Source organism: Pseudomonas sp. NPDC087598 (assembly GCF_044743525.1).
Taxonomy (GTDB): domain Bacteria; phylum Pseudomonadota; class Gammaproteobacteria; order Pseudomonadales; family Pseudomonadaceae; genus Aquipseudomonas.
The window spans coordinates 1-16,189 of sequence record NZ_JBIUWQ010000013.1; the positions used below are offsets into that span (position 1 = coordinate 1).

General features: G+C 59.1%; 18 protein-coding genes. 12 read left to right on the forward strand and 6 right to left on the reverse strand.

Translation table 11 applies throughout. The annotated features are described in order from the left end of the window. Positions 1–208: 208 nt before the first annotated feature. Together rhtA and ACIOWE_RS09770 are read left to right on the forward strand one after the other, a co-directional pair. Entirely contained in the window at positions 209–1,096 is an 888-nt protein-coding gene (gene rhtA / locus ACIOWE_RS09765; protein ID WP_401390339.1) for a threonine/homoserine exporter RhtA, read from the forward strand. A 168-nt stretch (positions 1,097–1,264) separates the two neighbouring features. After that, the gene (locus ACIOWE_RS09770; protein ID WP_103304826.1) at positions 1,265–1,546 is read left to right on the forward strand and encodes a hypothetical protein; all 282 of its coding nucleotides are present in this window, start codon (positions 1,265–1,267) and stop codon (positions 1,544–1,546) included. Position 1,547: 1 nt separating this feature from the next. Here ACIOWE_RS09770 and ACIOWE_RS09775 read toward each other — a convergent pair whose 3' ends face one another. Then, complete coding sequence (locus ACIOWE_RS09775) at positions 1,548–2,111, reverse strand: TetR/AcrR family transcriptional regulator (protein ID WP_401390342.1); 564 nt, start codon at positions 2,109–2,111, stop codon at positions 1,548–1,550. Between the two features lie 91 nt (positions 2,112–2,202). Between ACIOWE_RS09775 and ACIOWE_RS09780 the strand changes: the two genes are divergently transcribed. Together ACIOWE_RS09780 and ACIOWE_RS09785 are read left to right on the forward strand one after the other, a co-directional pair. Next, positions 2,203–2,931 carry an SDR family oxidoreductase gene (locus ACIOWE_RS09780; RefSeq protein WP_401390345.1) on the forward strand — a complete coding sequence of 243 codons (729 nt, stop codon included), beginning with the start codon at positions 2,203–2,205 and terminating at the stop codon, positions 2,929–2,931. Between the two features lie 39 nt (positions 2,932–2,970). Continuing rightward, positions 2,971–3,567, forward strand: coding sequence for a 2-hydroxychromene-2-carboxylate isomerase (locus tag ACIOWE_RS09785; RefSeq protein WP_401390348.1), 597 nt, complete (start codon positions 2,971–2,973; stop codon positions 3,565–3,567). 49 nt (positions 3,568–3,616) lie between these two features. Here the strand turns inward: ACIOWE_RS09785 and ACIOWE_RS09790 are convergent, their stop codons facing one another. From ACIOWE_RS09790 to ACIOWE_RS09805, 4 genes are all read right to left on the reverse strand, one after another. Next, complete coding sequence (locus ACIOWE_RS09790) at positions 3,617–5,425, reverse strand: aminopeptidase P family protein (protein WP_401390351.1); 1,809 nt, start codon at positions 5,423–5,425, stop codon at positions 3,617–3,619. Positions 5,426–5,481: 56 nt separating this feature from the next. Then, positions 5,482–6,648 carry an aminotransferase class V-fold PLP-dependent enzyme gene (locus tag ACIOWE_RS09795; protein WP_401390354.1) on the reverse strand — a complete coding sequence of 389 codons (1,167 nt, stop codon included), beginning with the start codon at positions 6,646–6,648 and terminating at the stop codon, positions 5,482–5,484. A gap of 205 nt (positions 6,649–6,853) precedes the next feature. Beyond that, the gene (locus tag ACIOWE_RS09800; RefSeq protein ID WP_401390357.1) at positions 6,854–7,468 is read right to left on the reverse strand and encodes a LysE family translocator; all 615 of its coding nucleotides are present in this window, start codon (positions 7,466–7,468) and stop codon (positions 6,854–6,856) included. Positions 7,469–7,568: 100 nt separating this feature from the next. Beyond that, positions 7,569–7,826 carry a hypothetical protein gene (locus tag ACIOWE_RS09805; RefSeq protein ID WP_201237420.1) on the reverse strand — a complete coding sequence of 86 codons (258 nt, stop codon included), beginning with the start codon at positions 7,824–7,826 and terminating at the stop codon, positions 7,569–7,571. A 391-nt stretch (positions 7,827–8,217) separates the two neighbouring features. Here ACIOWE_RS09805 and msuE point away from each other — a divergent pair, with 391 nt between their 5' ends. The 4 genes from msuE to ACIOWE_RS09825 all read left to right on the forward strand — a co-directional run bounded on the left by msuE (position 8,218) and on the right by ACIOWE_RS09825 (position 12,426). Next, entirely contained in the window at positions 8,218–8,781 is a 564-nt protein-coding gene (gene msuE / locus ACIOWE_RS09810) for an FMN reductase (protein WP_401390359.1), read from the forward strand. Positions 8,782–8,791: 10 nt separating this feature from the next. After that, entirely contained in the window at positions 8,792–9,937 is a 1,146-nt protein-coding gene (gene ssuD / locus ACIOWE_RS09815) for an FMNH2-dependent alkanesulfonate monooxygenase (protein WP_401390362.1), read from the forward strand. A 161-nt stretch (positions 9,938–10,098) separates the two neighbouring features. Continuing rightward, on the forward strand, positions 10,099–11,286 hold the full coding sequence (locus tag ACIOWE_RS09820) for an acyl-CoA dehydrogenase family protein (protein WP_401390365.1): 1,188 nt from the start codon (positions 10,099–10,101) through the stop codon (positions 11,284–11,286). 36 nt (positions 11,287–11,322) lie between these two features. After that, positions 11,323–12,426, forward strand: coding sequence for a sigma-54 interaction domain-containing protein (locus ACIOWE_RS09825; protein WP_401390368.1), 1,104 nt, complete (start codon positions 11,323–11,325; stop codon positions 12,424–12,426). Here the strand turns inward: ACIOWE_RS09825 and ACIOWE_RS09830 are convergent. Next, a complete protein-coding gene (locus ACIOWE_RS09830) occupies positions 12,423–12,788 on the reverse strand; it encodes an antibiotic biosynthesis monooxygenase (protein WP_201237415.1) in 366 nt (121 codons plus the stop codon). The two genes, ACIOWE_RS09825 and ACIOWE_RS09830, sit on opposite strands and share 4 nt — an antisense overlap. Before the next feature lie 93 nt (positions 12,789–12,881). Here ACIOWE_RS09830 and soxR point away from each other — a divergent pair, with 93 nt between their 5' ends. The 4 genes from soxR to ACIOWE_RS09850 all read left to right on the forward strand — a co-directional run bounded on the left by soxR (position 12,882) and on the right by ACIOWE_RS09850 (position 16,162). Continuing rightward, the gene (gene soxR, locus ACIOWE_RS09835) at positions 12,882–13,331 is read left to right on the forward strand and encodes a redox-sensitive transcriptional activator SoxR (RefSeq protein ID WP_401390371.1); all 450 of its coding nucleotides are present in this window, start codon (positions 12,882–12,884) and stop codon (positions 13,329–13,331) included. A gap of 300 nt (positions 13,332–13,631) precedes the next feature. Further along, positions 13,632–14,090 carry a VOC family protein gene (locus tag ACIOWE_RS09840; protein ID WP_401390374.1) on the forward strand — a complete coding sequence of 153 codons (459 nt, stop codon included), beginning with the start codon at positions 13,632–13,634 and terminating at the stop codon, positions 14,088–14,090. A gap of 221 nt (positions 14,091–14,311) precedes the next feature. Then, on the forward strand, positions 14,312–15,187 hold the full coding sequence (locus ACIOWE_RS09845; protein WP_401390377.1) for an alpha/beta fold hydrolase: 876 nt from the start codon (positions 14,312–14,314) through the stop codon (positions 15,185–15,187). Between the two features lie 24 nt (positions 15,188–15,211). After that, the gene (locus ACIOWE_RS09850; RefSeq protein ID WP_401390379.1) at positions 15,212–16,162 is read left to right on the forward strand and encodes a LysR substrate-binding domain-containing protein; all 951 of its coding nucleotides are present in this window, start codon (positions 15,212–15,214) and stop codon (positions 16,160–16,162) included. Positions 16,163–16,189: the final 27 nt, after the last annotated feature.

Sequence of the window (16,189 nt, forward strand, 5' to 3'; positions counted from 1 at the left end):
CATTGAATCTCAAGGAGTTTTCCGTTTCGACTGCGCCGGAAGTGGGGCGAATTATAGGCCTCCAGAATCTGTCGTCAACCGTTAATTTCGCTTTTTGTCGAAACGCTGGAAAAGCCTGCTTACATATAGACGCGCCCGCCATGAATGCGCAGTATATTGCCCAACGCCTATAACAATACCCAGCTCTTACTTCGGACGATGCCCTGCAATGAATGACCAACCCCGCTCCCTCGCCTCAATGCTGTTTCCGGTTGGCCTGCTATTAATAGCCATGGCATCGATCCAGTCCGGCGCGTCGCTGGCCAAAAGCATGTTCCCGGTTGTCGGCGCTCAAGGGACAACCACCCTGCGCTTGATCTTCGCCAGTGTGATCATGCTGTTATTGCTGCGCCCGTGGCGAGCAAAGCTGACAGCCAAGTCATTGCGCACAGTGATCGTCTACGGCATGGCGCTGGGCGGAATGAACTTCCTCTTCTATATGTCACTGCGCACCGTGCCATTGGGTATCGCCGTTGCCCTCGAATTCACCGGACCATTGGCCGTAGCCATCTATGCATCTCGTCGCGCCATCGACTTTATATGGATCGGTCTCGCTGCAACCGGACTACTGCTATTGATACCGACTGGAGCGACAACCGCCGGAATCGATTTGGTCGGCGCCGGTTACGCTTTGGGGGCCGGCGTCTGTTGGGCGCTATATATTCTGTTCGGGCAAAAGGCCGGTGCTGATAACGGCGTTACGACCGCAGCTCTGGGTGTGATGATCGCGGCGTTGTTCGTCGCACCCATTGGCATCGTCCATGCTGGAGCCGCTCTACTGACGCCCTCGCTGATCCCGGTGGCCATTGGCGTCGCCATCCTCTCCACCGCCCTTCCCTACACTCTGGAAATGGTCGCGCTCACGCGCATTCCCGCGCGCACCTTCGGCACGTTGATGAGCATCGAACCCGCGTTTGGAGCCCTTTCAGGTCTGCTGTTTCTGCAGGAATACCTCACGCTGTCACAATGGATGGCGATCCTGTGCATTATTCTGGCTTCCGTCGGTGCGACCATGACCATGGGCAGCGCCGCCAAGCCTGCCATTGCGGCAGATTGAAACAGGATTTGACGAAGGTCTGGCAATTGGCGCTCATATAGGCCATGTTTAGATCCGTAACCCAATGCCAGACATGGATTTTTTCGGACAGGGATTTCAAAACGCTTAGAGCGCAGGCGAATACAGGCAGACCCGAGCGTCAGACTCGCGGCGGCTATAAGGACGGTAATGAAACGAATTTTGATACTGATCGCCGTACTCGCAATCGCGGGCTGCGCGGCGACCTCGAAAACCCAGGTAAAGCACGGCAAAAAAGGTCTGCACATCAACTGTTCGGGACTCTCGTCCTCTTGGGACAAGTGCTACACCAGCGCAGCCAATTCCTGCGCTCCGAAAGGCTATAAGGTCATCGCCAAGTCGGGGGACTCCGTGGAGGAGCCTGGCGATTATCCCTTCGGTCTCAATCCCGCCGGTTACACCAGCCGCAGCATGATCGTCATCTGCAAATAGATCACGGCAAACTGGCGATCTGGCGACCAATCTCGTCATGACTGGACTTCAGCACCGTTCGCTGAATGTCCGGCGTGGCCAGCATCCGCGCCACCACCAGTGCTCCAACGCACTGCGACAGAACCGACCACGCCAGGCTGTCGCTCTCCAGTATTCGCGCCCAACTCTCCTGAAGCCGACAGATCCACAGCTCGGCCTGCTCACGAACCTGAATATCCGAACGGGCGATTTCCGCGCCTAACGCCGGCAAGGCACAACCGGATTCAGGCTGTTCAACGTGAGCCATGCTCAAATAGTGCTTGAGACAGCGTTCCAGCCGCTCGCGATCCTGTTCACCCTGCCCGCCCAATCGCGTCAGGCTTTGCCCCAACTCTCGCTCGACGATGGCGGTGAACAGCGCATCTTTCGACGAAAAGTGGCTGTAAAACGCCGCTCCGCTCAGACCAATGGCTTTCATCAAACCATCGACACCGACCGTGGCAAACCCGTTTCGCTTGGCCGACAGCGCGCTGCTCTGTAGTAACTTCTCACGGGTTTCCAGTTTGTGACTGGCGGAATAACGCATGTGTTGATCCTCGAATTGGCCGCCTTGACGTTGATCGGATCCTAGCATAACGTTCGTTCACTTAACGATCGTTTACTAAAGGGGTACACCCATGAATAAGAAGAAGGTCGTATTGGTGGTTGGCGCGGGCGATGCAACGGGAGGAGCGATTGCCAAGCGCTTTGCCAAAGAAGGATTCGTCGCCTGCATCACCCGGCGCAGTGCCGATAAATTGCAGCCGTTGGTGGAGGCGATTCAGGCAGAGGGCGGCGAAGCCCACGGTTTTGCCTGCGATGCGCGTAAGGAAGAAGACGTCATTGCCCTGATCGAAGACATCGAAACCCGCCTCGGCCCGATTGAAGCGTTTGTCTTCAATATCGGCGCCAATGTGCCCTGCAGCATCCTCGAAGAAACCGCTCGCAAGTATTTCAAGATCTGGGAAATGGCTTGCTTCTCGGGCTTCCTCAATGCCCGTGAGGTGGCCAAACGCATGGTCACTCGCAAACGCGGCACAATCCTTTTCACCGGAGCCACTGCCGGATTGCGTGGTGCGTCGGGTTTCGCGGCGTTCGCCGGAGCCAAGCACGGCATCCGGGCCTTGGCGCAAAGCATGGCGCGTGAGTTGGGGCCGATGAACATTCACGTTGCCCATGTCGTGGTCGATGGTGCTATCGATACCGACTTCATCCGCACCACTTTCCCTGAAAAGTACGCCACCAAGGATCAGGACGGTATTCTCAACCCCGAGCACATCGCCGAAAATTACTGGTACCTGCACAGCCAGCCACGGGACGCATGGACGTTCGAACTCGATCTGCGCCCCTGGAACGAACGCTGGTAAGCCCACCGCCCCATAACAATAAAATAGCGAGCAGCGACGATGACCAAAACCGTGGAGTTCTACTTCGACCTCGGAAGCCCTGCCACTTACCTGGCCTACACCCAACTGCCGAAAATCTGCACCGACACCGGCAGCAAGCTGATCTACATTCCGATGTTGCTAGGTGGAGTATTCAAGGCAACCGGCAACGCTTCACCGGCAATGATCCCGGCAAAAGGTCGATATATGTTTGAGGATCTCGATCGCTATGCCAAACGCTATGGCGTGCCCCTTAAGTTCAATCCGCACTTCCCGATCAACACGCTGATACTGATGCGTGCCGTCACCGGCATACAGTTACGCCAGCCGGAACGCTTTCAAGCGTTTATCGACGGTTTGTTCAGCGCATTGTGGGTAGAAGGCCGAAGCCTGGATGAACCGGCTACGGTCGCCGCCGTGTTGAGCGAACACGGCTTTGATCCCGATGAAGTCCTGGCGCTGAGCAACGACGAAACCGTCAAGGCTGCACTGAAAGACAATACCGAGACAGCCGTTAAACGTGGCGTGTTCGGTGCCCCGACCATGTTTATCGGCAATCAGATGTTCTTTGGCCAGGATCGTCTCGACTTCGTCGAGGAAGCATTGCGTCTGGGTTAGATCGATAAACACACTCAGGCGCTGATTTCAGCGCCCGAGTTCAGGATGATCAAATCGCCGCAGTACGCGTGTTCAACCATTCCAGCGCCGCACCCTCGAGCAATGGGCTCAAGCGCTCGCGCACTTCAGCGTGGTATGCGTTGAACCACTGTTTCTCTTCCTGAGTCAGCAACGACGGCACCAGGCATCGTGTATCGATCGGGCACAGGGTCAAGGTTTCGAATTTGAGGAATTCGCCAAACTCGCTGCTACCTGCCACTTGGTTCATCGCCAGGTTCTCGATGCGTACGCCCCAACGACCCGGACGATAAGTACCCGGTTCGATGGACGTGATCATCCCCGGTTGCATCGCGGTTTGCGGTGCCGCCGCGGCCTGGTAGGCAATCACCTGCGGGCCTTCGTGTACGTTGAGGAAATAACCCACGCCGTGACCGGTGCCGTGACCGTAATCGACGCTTTCTGCCCAGATTGGCGCGCGCGCGATAGCGTCGAGCAACGGCGACAGAATGCCTTTCGGGAACTGTGCCCGCGACAGTGCAATCACGCCTTTCAATACGCGTGTGCAGTCACGCTTCTGCTCTTCAGTCGGCGTGCCGACTGGCACCATTCGCGTGATATCGGTAGTGCCACCCAGGTACTGACCACCGGAGTCGATCAGCAGCAGGCCATCCCCTTCGATCAGCGCATGCTCTTCTTCGGTCGCGTGATAGTGCGGCATCGCGCCATTGGCGTTGAACGCAGCAATGGTGTTGAAACTCAGCGAAACATAATCCGGACGACGCTCGCGGGCAGCGGTGAGTTTTTCGTCGATGGTCAGCTCGGTAATGCGTTCGCGGCCCCAGGCTGACTCCAGCCAGGCGAAAAATTCGCAGAGCGCCGCACCGTCCTGCTCCATGGCTTTACGGATGTGCTGGGCGTCAGCTTCACTTTTTTGCGATTTGGCCAGTGTGGTCGGATTCAGGCCTTCGATCAGTTTCACCCCGCTGTCGAGGTTTTCCAGCAGACCACTGGTTACCCGCGCCGGATCCACCAGCAGGCTTGCACCGCTCGGCACGGCGTGCAGAGCGTCTGACACTTCGCTGTAATCACGCAACGTTACGCCGTCTTTCTCCAACACTGCCCGCAATTCAGCATCAACCTTGCTCAACGCCACGAACAGCGTGGCTTGCTGTTGATTGATCAACGCGAAGGAAACAAATACCGGGTTGAACGACACGTCACCGCCACGCAGATTGAACAACCACGCGATGTCGTCGAGGGTGGCGATGAAGTGCCAATCGGCACCGCGCTCCTGCAATGTCTCGCGCAGTTTGGCGAGCTTCTCGCCACGACTGACAGTCGCTTGCGGCGGCAGATGCTGATAGATCGGCGCATTCGGCAGGCTTGGGCGATCGCTCCAGACTTCCTTGAGCAGATCGATATCGGTACGCAGACGTGCGCCGCGCGCTTCGAGCTTGCTGCCCAGTGTGCGGGCGGAAGCCACCGCCATCACCGCGCCATCGACCGCAACCACGCCACCCTCAGGTGTTTGTTCAGCCAGCCAGTCCAGCGGGCTCGGCTGACCCGGTTGCAGTTTGACCAACTCGATCCCGCTGCCCTTGAGTTCCTTGGTCGCCTGTTCCCAATAACGACTGTCAGCCCAGACACCGGCGAAATCGCCAGTAACAATCAAAGTCCCGACCGAGCCATGGAAACCCGAGAGCCACTGCCGGCCTTGCCAGTAACCCGGCAGGTATTCCGACAAATGCGGGTCGGCGGACGGCACCAACAGCGCATGAATGCCTTCGCGGCGCATCAGTTCACGGGTGTGCGCCAGGCGCTGGGGAACCGATCCTTCGGTCAAAGTCTGGGTACTCATCATGTCTCCTGCCAATCACTTCATCGTTATTGTTCGTCACCGGAACAACCGGCGCGTTAAAGCCCTGTCGCCCAGAATGCCGGGGCACTGGCGCAGGCGGTCTTGATCAGTTGTGCGGCCTTGTCGATATCTTCGGCGCTGGTGAAGCGGCCGAGGCTCAAGCGAATGGTGCGCCCGGCTAGATGCGCATCATGCCCCAGAGCCAACAGCACGTGCGACGGTGTGTTGCTCGCGGAGTTGCACGCCGAGGTCGCCGAAAATGCGATCGAATGGCTGAGCGCCGCGCTGTTGAATTCGCCTTCGCTGAAGGTCAGGCTCAAGGTATGCGGAATACGCTGAGTGGCACTGCCGTTGATGCGCACGCCCGGCAGGCTCAGCAGTTGTTCGAGCAAGCGCTCGCGCAACGCGACAATGGTTTTTTTCTCGTCATCAAATGACGCAGCGGCCACGGCAAATGCGGCGCCCATCGCAGCGATCTGGTGGGTCGCCAGGGTACCCGAGCGCAAACCGCTTTCGTGCCCGCCGCCGTGAATCTGCGCTTGCACGCGTTGCTGTGCCCGTGGGCCAACGTATAGCGCGCCGATACCTTTGGGGCCGTAGAGTTTGTGCGCCGAGAACGACATCAGATCGACCGGCCACTGCGCCAGATCAATCGCGACTTTGCCGGCGCCCTGCGCCGCGTCGACATGAAACAACGCCTCGCGTGCGCGGACGATTGCACCGATGGCCGGGATATCGTTGACGGTGCCGAGTTCGTTGTTGACCAGCATCAGCGAGACCAGAAAGGTGTCGTCACGCATGGCTTCGCTGACCGCTTGCGGGGTGATCAAGCCATCGGCGTCCGGCACCAGATAGGTCACGGCAATGCCGCTGTCCTGCAACTGGCGGGCGGTATCGAGAATGGCTTTATGTTCGATCTGGCTGGTAATGATGTGGCCGCCGGGCACACCGCGCGCCTGAGCGACGCCTTTGAGGGCGAGGTTGTTGGACTCGGTGGCACCGGAGGTCCAGACGATCTGTTCGGCTTGTGCGCCGACCAGTTCGGCGACTTGCCGGCGGGCCTGCTCGACCGTTTGCCGGGCTTGCTGGCCGAACGCGTGGGAGCTGGAGGCCGGGTTGCCGAAATTACCGTGAAAACCCAGACATTCGATCATCACCTGGATGACCCGCTCGTCCACCGGGGTGGTGGCGGCGTAATCGAAATACAACGGACGTATATTCATAAAAGACTCGCAGAGCGTGTTCCGGGATCAGGAGGCTCGTGTCTGCAAACGGCACTGCGCAGCCTTGTGAGCTGCGCGTCGGTTCGAGAGCGTCATCAATACCTGATCGGATGCCGTTAAAGAAGAACAACTTCATTTAAAAGTGCGTAGGAACGCTCCTGAAGCCGAGCTTAACAGGCATCGGGCCGGCGGTTGAAGCAGTGTGTCAGCTGAAGCTTTCGAGAAGTAACGGGTACAACGAAATCACCAGCAACGCCGCCATGCCCCAGTTGAATACGCGCAGCCAGCGCGGATCTTTCAACACATTGCGCAATAGCGTGCCGCACGCCGCCCAGATGCCGACGCTCGGCAGGTTGATGATGGCGAACACCGCAGCAATCACGACGACGTTGGTGAAATAGCCCTGCATCGGCGTATAGGTGCTGATAGCACCAATGGCCATGATCCACGCCTTCGGATTGACCCATTGGAACGCCGCAGCGCCAAGGTAGCTGATCGGTTTGGCTCCGCCTGCGACGTTGTCACCGACGGGCCCCGAGTGAGCAATTTTCCACGCCAGATACAACAGGTACGCCGCGCCGACATAGCGCAGAACCGTGTAGAGGATCGGATAGGTTTGAAACACTGCGCCCAAGCCGAAGCCCACGGCCACCACCAGTACGAAGAAGCCACAGGTGATGCCAAGCATGTGCGGAATGGTGCGATTGAAACCGAAGTTGACCCCCGATGCCAACAACATGGTGTTGTTCGGCCCCGGCGTAATCGAGGTGACAAGGGCAAACAGGGCAAAGCCCAACAACAGATCAAGCGAGAGGGTCATGGTGGGTAGTCCATCAGGGTCATTCAGGTGTTGACCCTACCCCACGCGATCCGGCAAACCCACGGACAGTTGGGTAAAACTTCCAGCAGTACAGTTTGTTTTAGCTAGGACGACCGTGCAGCTGTACGGCACGTTCCGCGCTCATTTCAGCTCGCTTGTCGAATTGCGACTGGCCGAGCAATTGGGCTTTTTTCGCGTGGTATTCGTCAAACGACAAACCGCTGCGGTTCAGCGCTTCCATTGCCAATTCACGGGATTCTTCTGCGGTATAGGGCCGCAATTCCGGAGAGACATGGCTGGCACAACCGGCGAGTACGGAAACAGCGAGCATCAGGGAAACAGTCAGTAAGCGATTCATGGGGAGCGTCCTGGCGAGCAATGTGGGTCGATGGACAAAGGCTACGCCCGGCCACGCTCGCGCAGAAATCAACGCTTTCAATAGTGGCTATCAGTGAATCAGCACCGCGCCCCACATATCTCCTAATGAACTATAAATATCGATTAACGTTCTTTTACGGAATAACAATCAACCTTTATAAATCCCTCCATGCGCTCGCTACTGTTGCCTCAGCAACTGTTGCCCAGGCAACAGCCGTTCAACAAAACACGCTGAAAATCACACAGTCGAGTCTCACCAGAACGCTCAACGCCCGGTAATACGGGCCTTGCAGGAATTGGTACAGCGCTTGCTCAAGCCAGGTGACTCACTCACTGCTCGCTGAGCAACTGTTGAAAACAAGGAATTGATCATGTCGCGTCCCCTGAAAGTCGTCGCCCTGTCCGGCGGCACCTGGCGTCCATCGCGCACCCTGGTGCTGACCCAGGCCCTGCTGAGCGAATTGGCCGAACACTTGCCAATCGAAAGCCATCTGATCGAACTCGGCGACATCGCCCGCCCCCTCGGAGGTGCTCTTTCGCGTCAGGAACTGAACGCGGAAGTCGAAGCCGAGTTGCAAGCGATTGAACAGGCCGACCTGCTGATCGTCGCCGCGCCGGTTTATCGCGGTTCCTATCCGGGCCTGCTCAAGCATTTGTTCGATCTGATCGACCTCAATGCGCTGATCGATACCCCGGTGTTGCTGGCGGCCACTGGCGGCAGCGAACGCCATGCGCTGGTGCTCGATCACCAGTTGCGCCCGCTGTTGAGTTTCTTCCAGGCCGTGACGCTGCCGATCGGCGTGTACGCCACCGAAGCCGATTTCGCCAATTACCAGATCACCAGCGAATCGCTGAAGGCGCGCATCCGCTTGGCCGCCGAACGCGCCGCGCCGCTGTTCGCGACACAAATCAAACCGTTGCTGAAGATCGCTTAAGGAGCTGTTCATGGATGTTTTCTGGTTCCTGCCGACCCACGGCGACGGCCACTATCTGGGCACCACTCAAGGCGCGCGCCCGGTCACGCTCAACTACTTGAAACAAGTCGCGCAAGCCGCGGACAGCCTCGGTTACCACGGCGTGCTGATTCCCACCGGGCGCTCCTGCGAGGATTCATGGGTGATCGCCTCGGCGCTGGTGCCGTTGACTGAACGCCTGCGTTATCTGGTGGCGATTCGTCCGGGGATCATCTCGCCGACGGTCTCGGCGCGCATGGCGGCAACCCTGGATCGACTGTCCAACGGGCGCTTGCTGATCAACGTGGTGACCGGTGGCGATCCGGACGAGAACCGTGGCGACGGCAGCTTCCTCAGCCACAGCGAGCGCTACGAAGTCACCGACGAATTCCTCAAGATCTGGCGTCGGGTGCTGCAAGGCGAGGCCGTGGATTTCGACGGCAAACATCTGAAGGTGCAGAACGCCAAGGCGCTGTACCCGCCGGTGCAGAAGCCTTATCCACCGCTGTACTTCGGCGGTTCGTCCGATGCAGCGCATGACCTGGCAGCCGAGCAGGTCGACGTTTACCTGACATGGGGTGAACCGCCCGCCGCCGTCGCCGAAAAACTTGCCGATGTGCGTGAACGTGCGGCGCGCCATGGACGCAAGGTCAAGTTCGGTATTCGTTTGCATGTGATCGTCCGCGAGACGGCCGAAGAGGCGTGGAAAGCGGCGGACAAACTGATCGAGCACATCAGCGATGAAACCATTGCCGCGGCGCAGAAATCCTTCTCGCGCTTCGACTCCGAAGGCCAGCGCCGCATGGCGGCATTGCACGATGGCCGCCGCGACAACCTGGAAATCGCCCCGAACCTGTGGGCCGGCGTCGGCCTGGTGCGTGGTGGCGCCGGCACCGCGCTGGTCGGCGATCCGCAGCAAGTTGCGGCGCGGATCAAGGAGTACGCGGACCTCGGCATCGAGAGCTTCATCTTCTCTGGTTATCCGCATCTGGAAGAGGCTTACCGATTTGCCGAACTGGTGTTTCCACTTCTGCCGGAACCGTACGCGAGCCTGGCCGGACGCGGCGTGACCAACCTCACCGGGCCGTTTGGCGAAATGATTGCCAACGACGTACTTCCCGCCAAAACCACGACCTGAGCCACCGCTCACCTGGAACCTGTGGAAATTTGTGGCGAGGGAGCTTGCTCCCGCTCGGCTGCGAAGCAGACGCATGGGCTTGCTGCGCAATCCAGCGGGAGCAAGCTCCCTCGCCACAAGTTTTTCCAGGGGATTGGAATCGATTTCATGAGGAACACCGTGTGACCGCCAAACCGCAAAGTACCTTGCTGTCTCCCTTGCAGACTGCCCGTCAACTGGCCGCCGAATTTGCCCTGACCGCCGTCGAACGCGATGAGCGCGGTGGCACCCCGAAAGCCCAGCGCGATGCCCTGCGTGACAGCGGCCTGCTGGCCCTGAGCATTCCCACCCGCTACGGCGGTCTCGGCGCGAGCTGGAGTGAAACCCTGCAGATCGTGCGCGAGTTCGCCAAGGTCGACAGTTCCATCGCCCACGTCTTCGGTTTTCATCACCTGATGCTCGCCACCGTGCGCCTGTTTTCGCGCACCGAGCAATGGCAGCCGTGGTTCGAACAGACTGCCCGCCAGAACTGGTTCTGGGGCAACGCCCTGAATCCGCTGGACACCCGCACGGTGGTCAAGGACTTCGGTGGCTGGCGCGAGTTTTCCGGCAAGAAAAGCTTTTGCTCCGGCGCCACCGACTCGCAAATGCTGATCGCTTCGGCAGTGGATGAAAGTGCTGGCGGCAAATTGCTCATCGCCGCAATCCCCACGGGCCGCAGTGGCATCACGTTACATGAGGACTGGAACAACATCGGCCAGCGCCAGACCGACAGCGGCAGCGCCACCTTCGAACGGGTAAGGGTCGAAGAGTCGGAATTGCTCCTTGATCCCGGCCCGTTAAGCACGCCGTTCGCGTGCCTGCGCCCGTTGATCGCGCAACTGACGTTCACGCATATGTTTCTCGGGATTGCCGAAGGTGCTTTCGAAGAAGCGCGAAATTACACGCTGAGCGAAACCCGCCTCTGGCACAAATCCACCGCACGGGAGGTGCGTGAAGATCCTTATGTGCTCGCGCATTACGGTGAGTTCTGGGTTGCGCTGGAAGGTATTCGTCTGCTGGTCGAGCGTGCAGCAGCATTGCTTGATCAAGCGTGGGCCAAGGGGCCGAACCTCAGCGCCGAAGAACGCGGACATCTGGCCACCGCGATTGCCACCGCCAAAGTTGCCACCAGCCGTCAGGGTCTGGACATCTGTAGCCGATTGTTCGAGGTCACCGGCGCACGCTCGACCCACGCCTCGCTGCGTCTCGACCGCCACTGGCGCAACCTGCGCACACAAACCCTGCACGACCCGCTGGATTACAAGCTCCATGAACTGGGCGACTGGGCGCTGAATCAGGCGCTGCCGGTGCCGACCTTCTATTCCTGACCTGCCTGCATTTGAACTAAAAAGAAGGACGAGCCCATGCAACTGCTGACTTTACCGCCCTCACCGGCCCTGGCCACGTCGATCCGCGCCACTGCGCAGGTGTTCGAAGACCCCAAGTCCCAGGCCCTGCTCGCGCATTTGCAACAGGTCGCGCCGAGCGAAGCCAGCGTGCTGATCATCGGCGAGACCGGCACCGGCAAGGAGTTGGTCGCGCGACACATTCATAACCTGAGCAACCGCCGTCATCGGCCATTCATTGCGGTCAATTGCGGGGCGTTTTCCGAATCGCTGGTGGAAGCCGAATTGTTCGGTCACGAAAAAGGCGCGTTTACCGGTGCGCTGAGTGCCAAGGCCGGGTGGTTTGAGGAAGCGGATGGCGGCACGCTGTTTCTCGATGAGATCGGCGATTTGCCGATGGCGATTCAGGTGAAGTTGCTGCGAGTGTTGCAGGAACGCGAAGTGGTGCGGCTAGGCTCGCGCAAAAGCATTGCCATCGATGTACGGGTGCTGGCGGCGACCAACGTGCAACTGGAAAAAGCGATCAACGCCGGCAATTTCCGCGAAGACCTGTATTACCGGCTCAACGTGGTCAACCTCGAGCTGAGCCCGTTGCGCGAGCGGCCCGGCGATATCCTGCCGCTGACCCGGCATTTTATTGAGGCCTATAGTCAGCGCCTGGGCTACGGCCGGGTCAGCATCAGCCCCGGCGCGGAAAACAAGCTTCGCAGCTACAGTTGGCCGGGCAATATTCGCGAACTGGAAAACGTCATCCACCACACGCTGCTGATCTGCCGCAATGGCGTGATTGAACGCGATGATTTGCGCCTGTCGAACCTGCGCATCGAGCGCCCGGACGATCATCACGCCAACACCGACGATTCACCGGAAGCATTGCTGGAACAGGCCTTTCAAAAACTCTTCGCGCAACAGGCCGGGGCGCTGCATGAAAAGGTCGAGGACGCCTTGCTGCGCGCCGCTTATCGTTTTTGCCATTACAACCAGGTGCACACCGCAGCGTTGCTCGGTCTGAGCCGCAATGTCACCCGCACCCGGCTGATCAAGATCGGCGAACTGGCGGTGAACAAGCGGCGTATGACGGAAAATTTGCAAGGCGAGCGACTGATCCAGCTATCGATCTAACCGACCAGGGTGCAGTGCAGCGCATCGTCGTGACTGCGGGCGATGCTGCTCAGCACCTGAAACGAGTTGAAGGTGACGGTCTTCGCCTGATGGGCGCGGATCAACTGCCAGAAATCCTGCTCGCCACTTTCGAAGCTGCGAAACGCGGCCTCTCCGGCCTCGCGTGTCTGCCATTGCAGAAAGCTCAATACCCGCCGGCCATCGTCGCTGGCCTGCACGCTCGCACTGACAAAACCGTCGTAGCGTTGCGCCAGGCGTTCGGTCTGCACGGACAACGCCGAGACCAGCGCCGGTTGCTGGCGGGGCTCGATTTCGAATTCGATCAATTGGGTAAAGCTGCGGTTTTGCGCTGACGTTTGCATGAAAAGACCCCACTCATCGTAAGACGAGTCTTGCGACTCGAAGGCCTGCAGGGTAAAACCTCTAGTTAAGTCAAGGTCAAGAGCTTTTTCAGCATGATCAGCAAGGAAAATCTGCATAAGCCGCTCACTGTCGGCGAAGTCGCGGCGCGCAGCGGTGTCGCGGTCACAGCCCTGCACTTTTATGAGTCCAAGGGTTTGATCAAGAGCCAGCGCAATGCTGGCAATCAGCGGCGCTATGCGCGAGCCGTGTTGCGCCGGGTGGCGTTGATCAAAGTCGCACAACGGCTGGGGATTCCGCTGGCAGAGATTGGCGAGGCGCTGAAAACCCTCCCGGACGATCGCGCACCGACGGCGGCAGACTGGAAGATCCTCTCGGAGCAATGGCGGCGCGAACTGGATGAGCGGATCAATCAACTGACCTTGCTGCGCGACCGACTCAATGGCTGCATCGGTTGCGGGTGTCTGTCGATGGAGGCGTGTCCGCTGCGCAATCAGGGCGATGTGCTAGGCGAACAAGGACCGGGGGCACACTTTCCAACCTGAATATTCCTGATGAATATCCTTGTGTAGATACAAACTTGTGGCGAGGGGATTTATCCCCGATGGGTTGCGAAGCAGCCCCTAAGCCTCCCAGCGCAGTAATCCAGAAAGAATGAATCGGCAGATTTCAGGGCTGCTTCACAGCCCATCGGGGATAAATCCCCTCGCCACAGTTATATAACGGTTCAAAGTGAAGTGACTGCTCGTCGGGCGAAATTCCTGGCCGTGAAGACAGTTCTATAGTGATTCTTCCGCCGATGCGGTGAAGCCGTATTTCGTAAAACAAGAAACAGGGAGAACGTCATGAGCGTAAAACCCATTCCCGAGGGGTATCACAGCATTACCCCGTATCTCGGCATCGAAAAAGCCGCCGAAGCCATCGACTTTTACAAGAAAGCCTTTGGCGCCAACGAAGTCATGCGCCTGGACATGCCGGATGGCCGCGTCGGCCACGCCGAACTGCGCATCGGTGACAGCGCGATCATGCTCGGTACGCCGTGCGATCAGGGCCCGTTGAGCGGCCCGGACACAGCGGTTTCGGTCGGTTTGCATTTGTATGTGACCGATGTCGACAAATCTTTTCAACGAGCACTGGATGCCGGGGCGACGACGGTGTCCGAGGTCAAGGATCAGTTCTACGGTGATCGCAGCGGGACATTGAAGGACCCGTTCGGGCACCTGTGGTTTCTCGCCTCACGCAAGGAAGATCTGACGCAAGAGCAAATCAGGCAGCGGGCGATAGAGATGTTTCAGCAGGGTTGAGATTTGCGGCGTGATCACTGGTCCCTTCGCGAGCAGGCTCGCTCCCACATTTGCAATGCATTCCAATGTGGGAGCGAGCCTGCTCGCGAAGGGCCAGTACCGGCACCAAAGAAACCCATAAACACACTTCATGAACCGCCACACCACACTTAACCCCTTGCCCCGAACGCCGGACAATTTCAGGATGCATTCCACAAGCACCCTGAAAAAGGATCAGCCCGATGTTTGCCGGATTTCTCAAAGACCAGCGCCACGTCAACGGCGTCGACATTGCCTACCGTCTCGGCGGTAGCGGGCCGGGCCTGTTGCTGCTGCACGGCCATCCGCAGACTCATGTGATCTGGCACAAAATCGCCGAGCAACTGGCCGAACATTTCACCGTGGTCGCCGCCGACCTGCGTGGTTACGGCGACAGCAGTCGACCTGCTGCCGATGCGCTGCATCTCAATTATTCAAAACGCGAAATGGCCCGCGACAACGTCGAACTGATGAAGGTGTTGGGTTTCGAGCAATTCTCGATCCTCGCGCACGACCGTGGCGCGCGGGTCGCCCACCGTCTGGCCCTCGACCACCCCGCCGCCGTGCAACGCATGATGCTGCTGGACATTGCCCCGACCCTGGCGATGTACGCACAAACCAACGAAGCCTTCGCCCGCGCCTACTGGCACTGGTTCTTCCTGATCCGCCCGGCGCCACTGCCGGAAATCTTGATCGAGGCTGATCCTGAAGCCTACTTGCGCAGCGTGATGGGCAGTCGCAGCGCCGGGCTCAAGCCGTTCACCGAGCAGGCATTCGGCGAATACCTGCGTTGCCTGCAACAACCGGGCAGCGCTCGGGGGATCTGCGAAGACTACCGCGCCAGCGCCAGCATCGATCTGGAGCATGATCGCGCCGACATTGTGGCGGGGCAGCAGTTGAATCTGCCACTGCGGGTGCTATGGGGTGCTGAAGGCACCGTCGGACGCTGCTTCGATCCGCTCAAGGAATGGCAACAGGTGGCCACAAATGTCACTGGCCAAGCTTTGCCTGGCGGCCACTACCTCGCCGAAGAAGTGCCCGAGTTGTTGCTCAGCGAAGCTCTGAAATTTCTGCGCTGAGCCGAGCAATCCGACACCGATGCTATGCTGGCGGCCTCTGCCGCCAGTGCTCGTTTTGACATGACTCAGAAGAAAGACGCCGTGCCCCTGCCTGAAGACCTGCGCGTGCTGCTCACCGTGATCCGCAAGAACGGTTTCGCTGCCGCCGCCGATGAGTTGGGGCTGTCCCCGGCCTACGTCAGCAAGCGCATCCAGATTCTTGAAAGCACCCTCGGCACGCGCCTGTTGCACCGCACCAGTCGCCGCGTCTCACTGACCGAAGACGGCGAGCGCGTGCAGCGCTGGGCGTTGCGTATTCTCGATGATTTCCAGCAACTGCACGACGAACTTGCCGACGCCCACGACAGCCCGCGCGGGCGCCTGCACATCTGCAGCAGTTTCGGTTTTGGCCGCAACCACGTGGCGCCTGCCATTTCATTGCTCGCCGAACGTTACCCGGCATTGGAGATTCGCCTGGACCTGTTTGACCGGGTGGTGGACATCATCAATGAAGGGTTCGATCTGGAGATCCGTGTCGGCGACGATATTCCCGGTCAGCACATCGGTCGGCGCCTGGTCAGCAACCGGCGAGTGCTGTGCGCCGCACCGAGTTATCTGCAACGACGCGGCACGCCGCAGACGCTCGAAGAGTTGCAGCAACACGATTGCCTGGTGATCAAGGAACGTGACAACGCGTTCGGCATCTGGGATCTGGATCACGACGGCACGCAGGAAAGCGTGCGGGTCAGCGGGCCGTTATCCTCGAACAACGGCGAGATTGTCCTGCAATGGGCGCTGGATGGTCGGGGAATGCTGCTGCGCTCGTTGTGGGATGTGCAGCCGCTGCTGGCTGACGGGCGCCTGGTTCAAGTGCTCAAGGATTACAGTCAGAGTGCCAACGTCTGGGCGGTGTACCCGACGCGACTGGCGCATTCGGGGAAATTGAGGGCGTGCGTGGAGTTTTTGCAGGAGCATTTCCGGGATCTGTCCCTGTAACCCAAACGCCACAAAATCCTGTGGGAG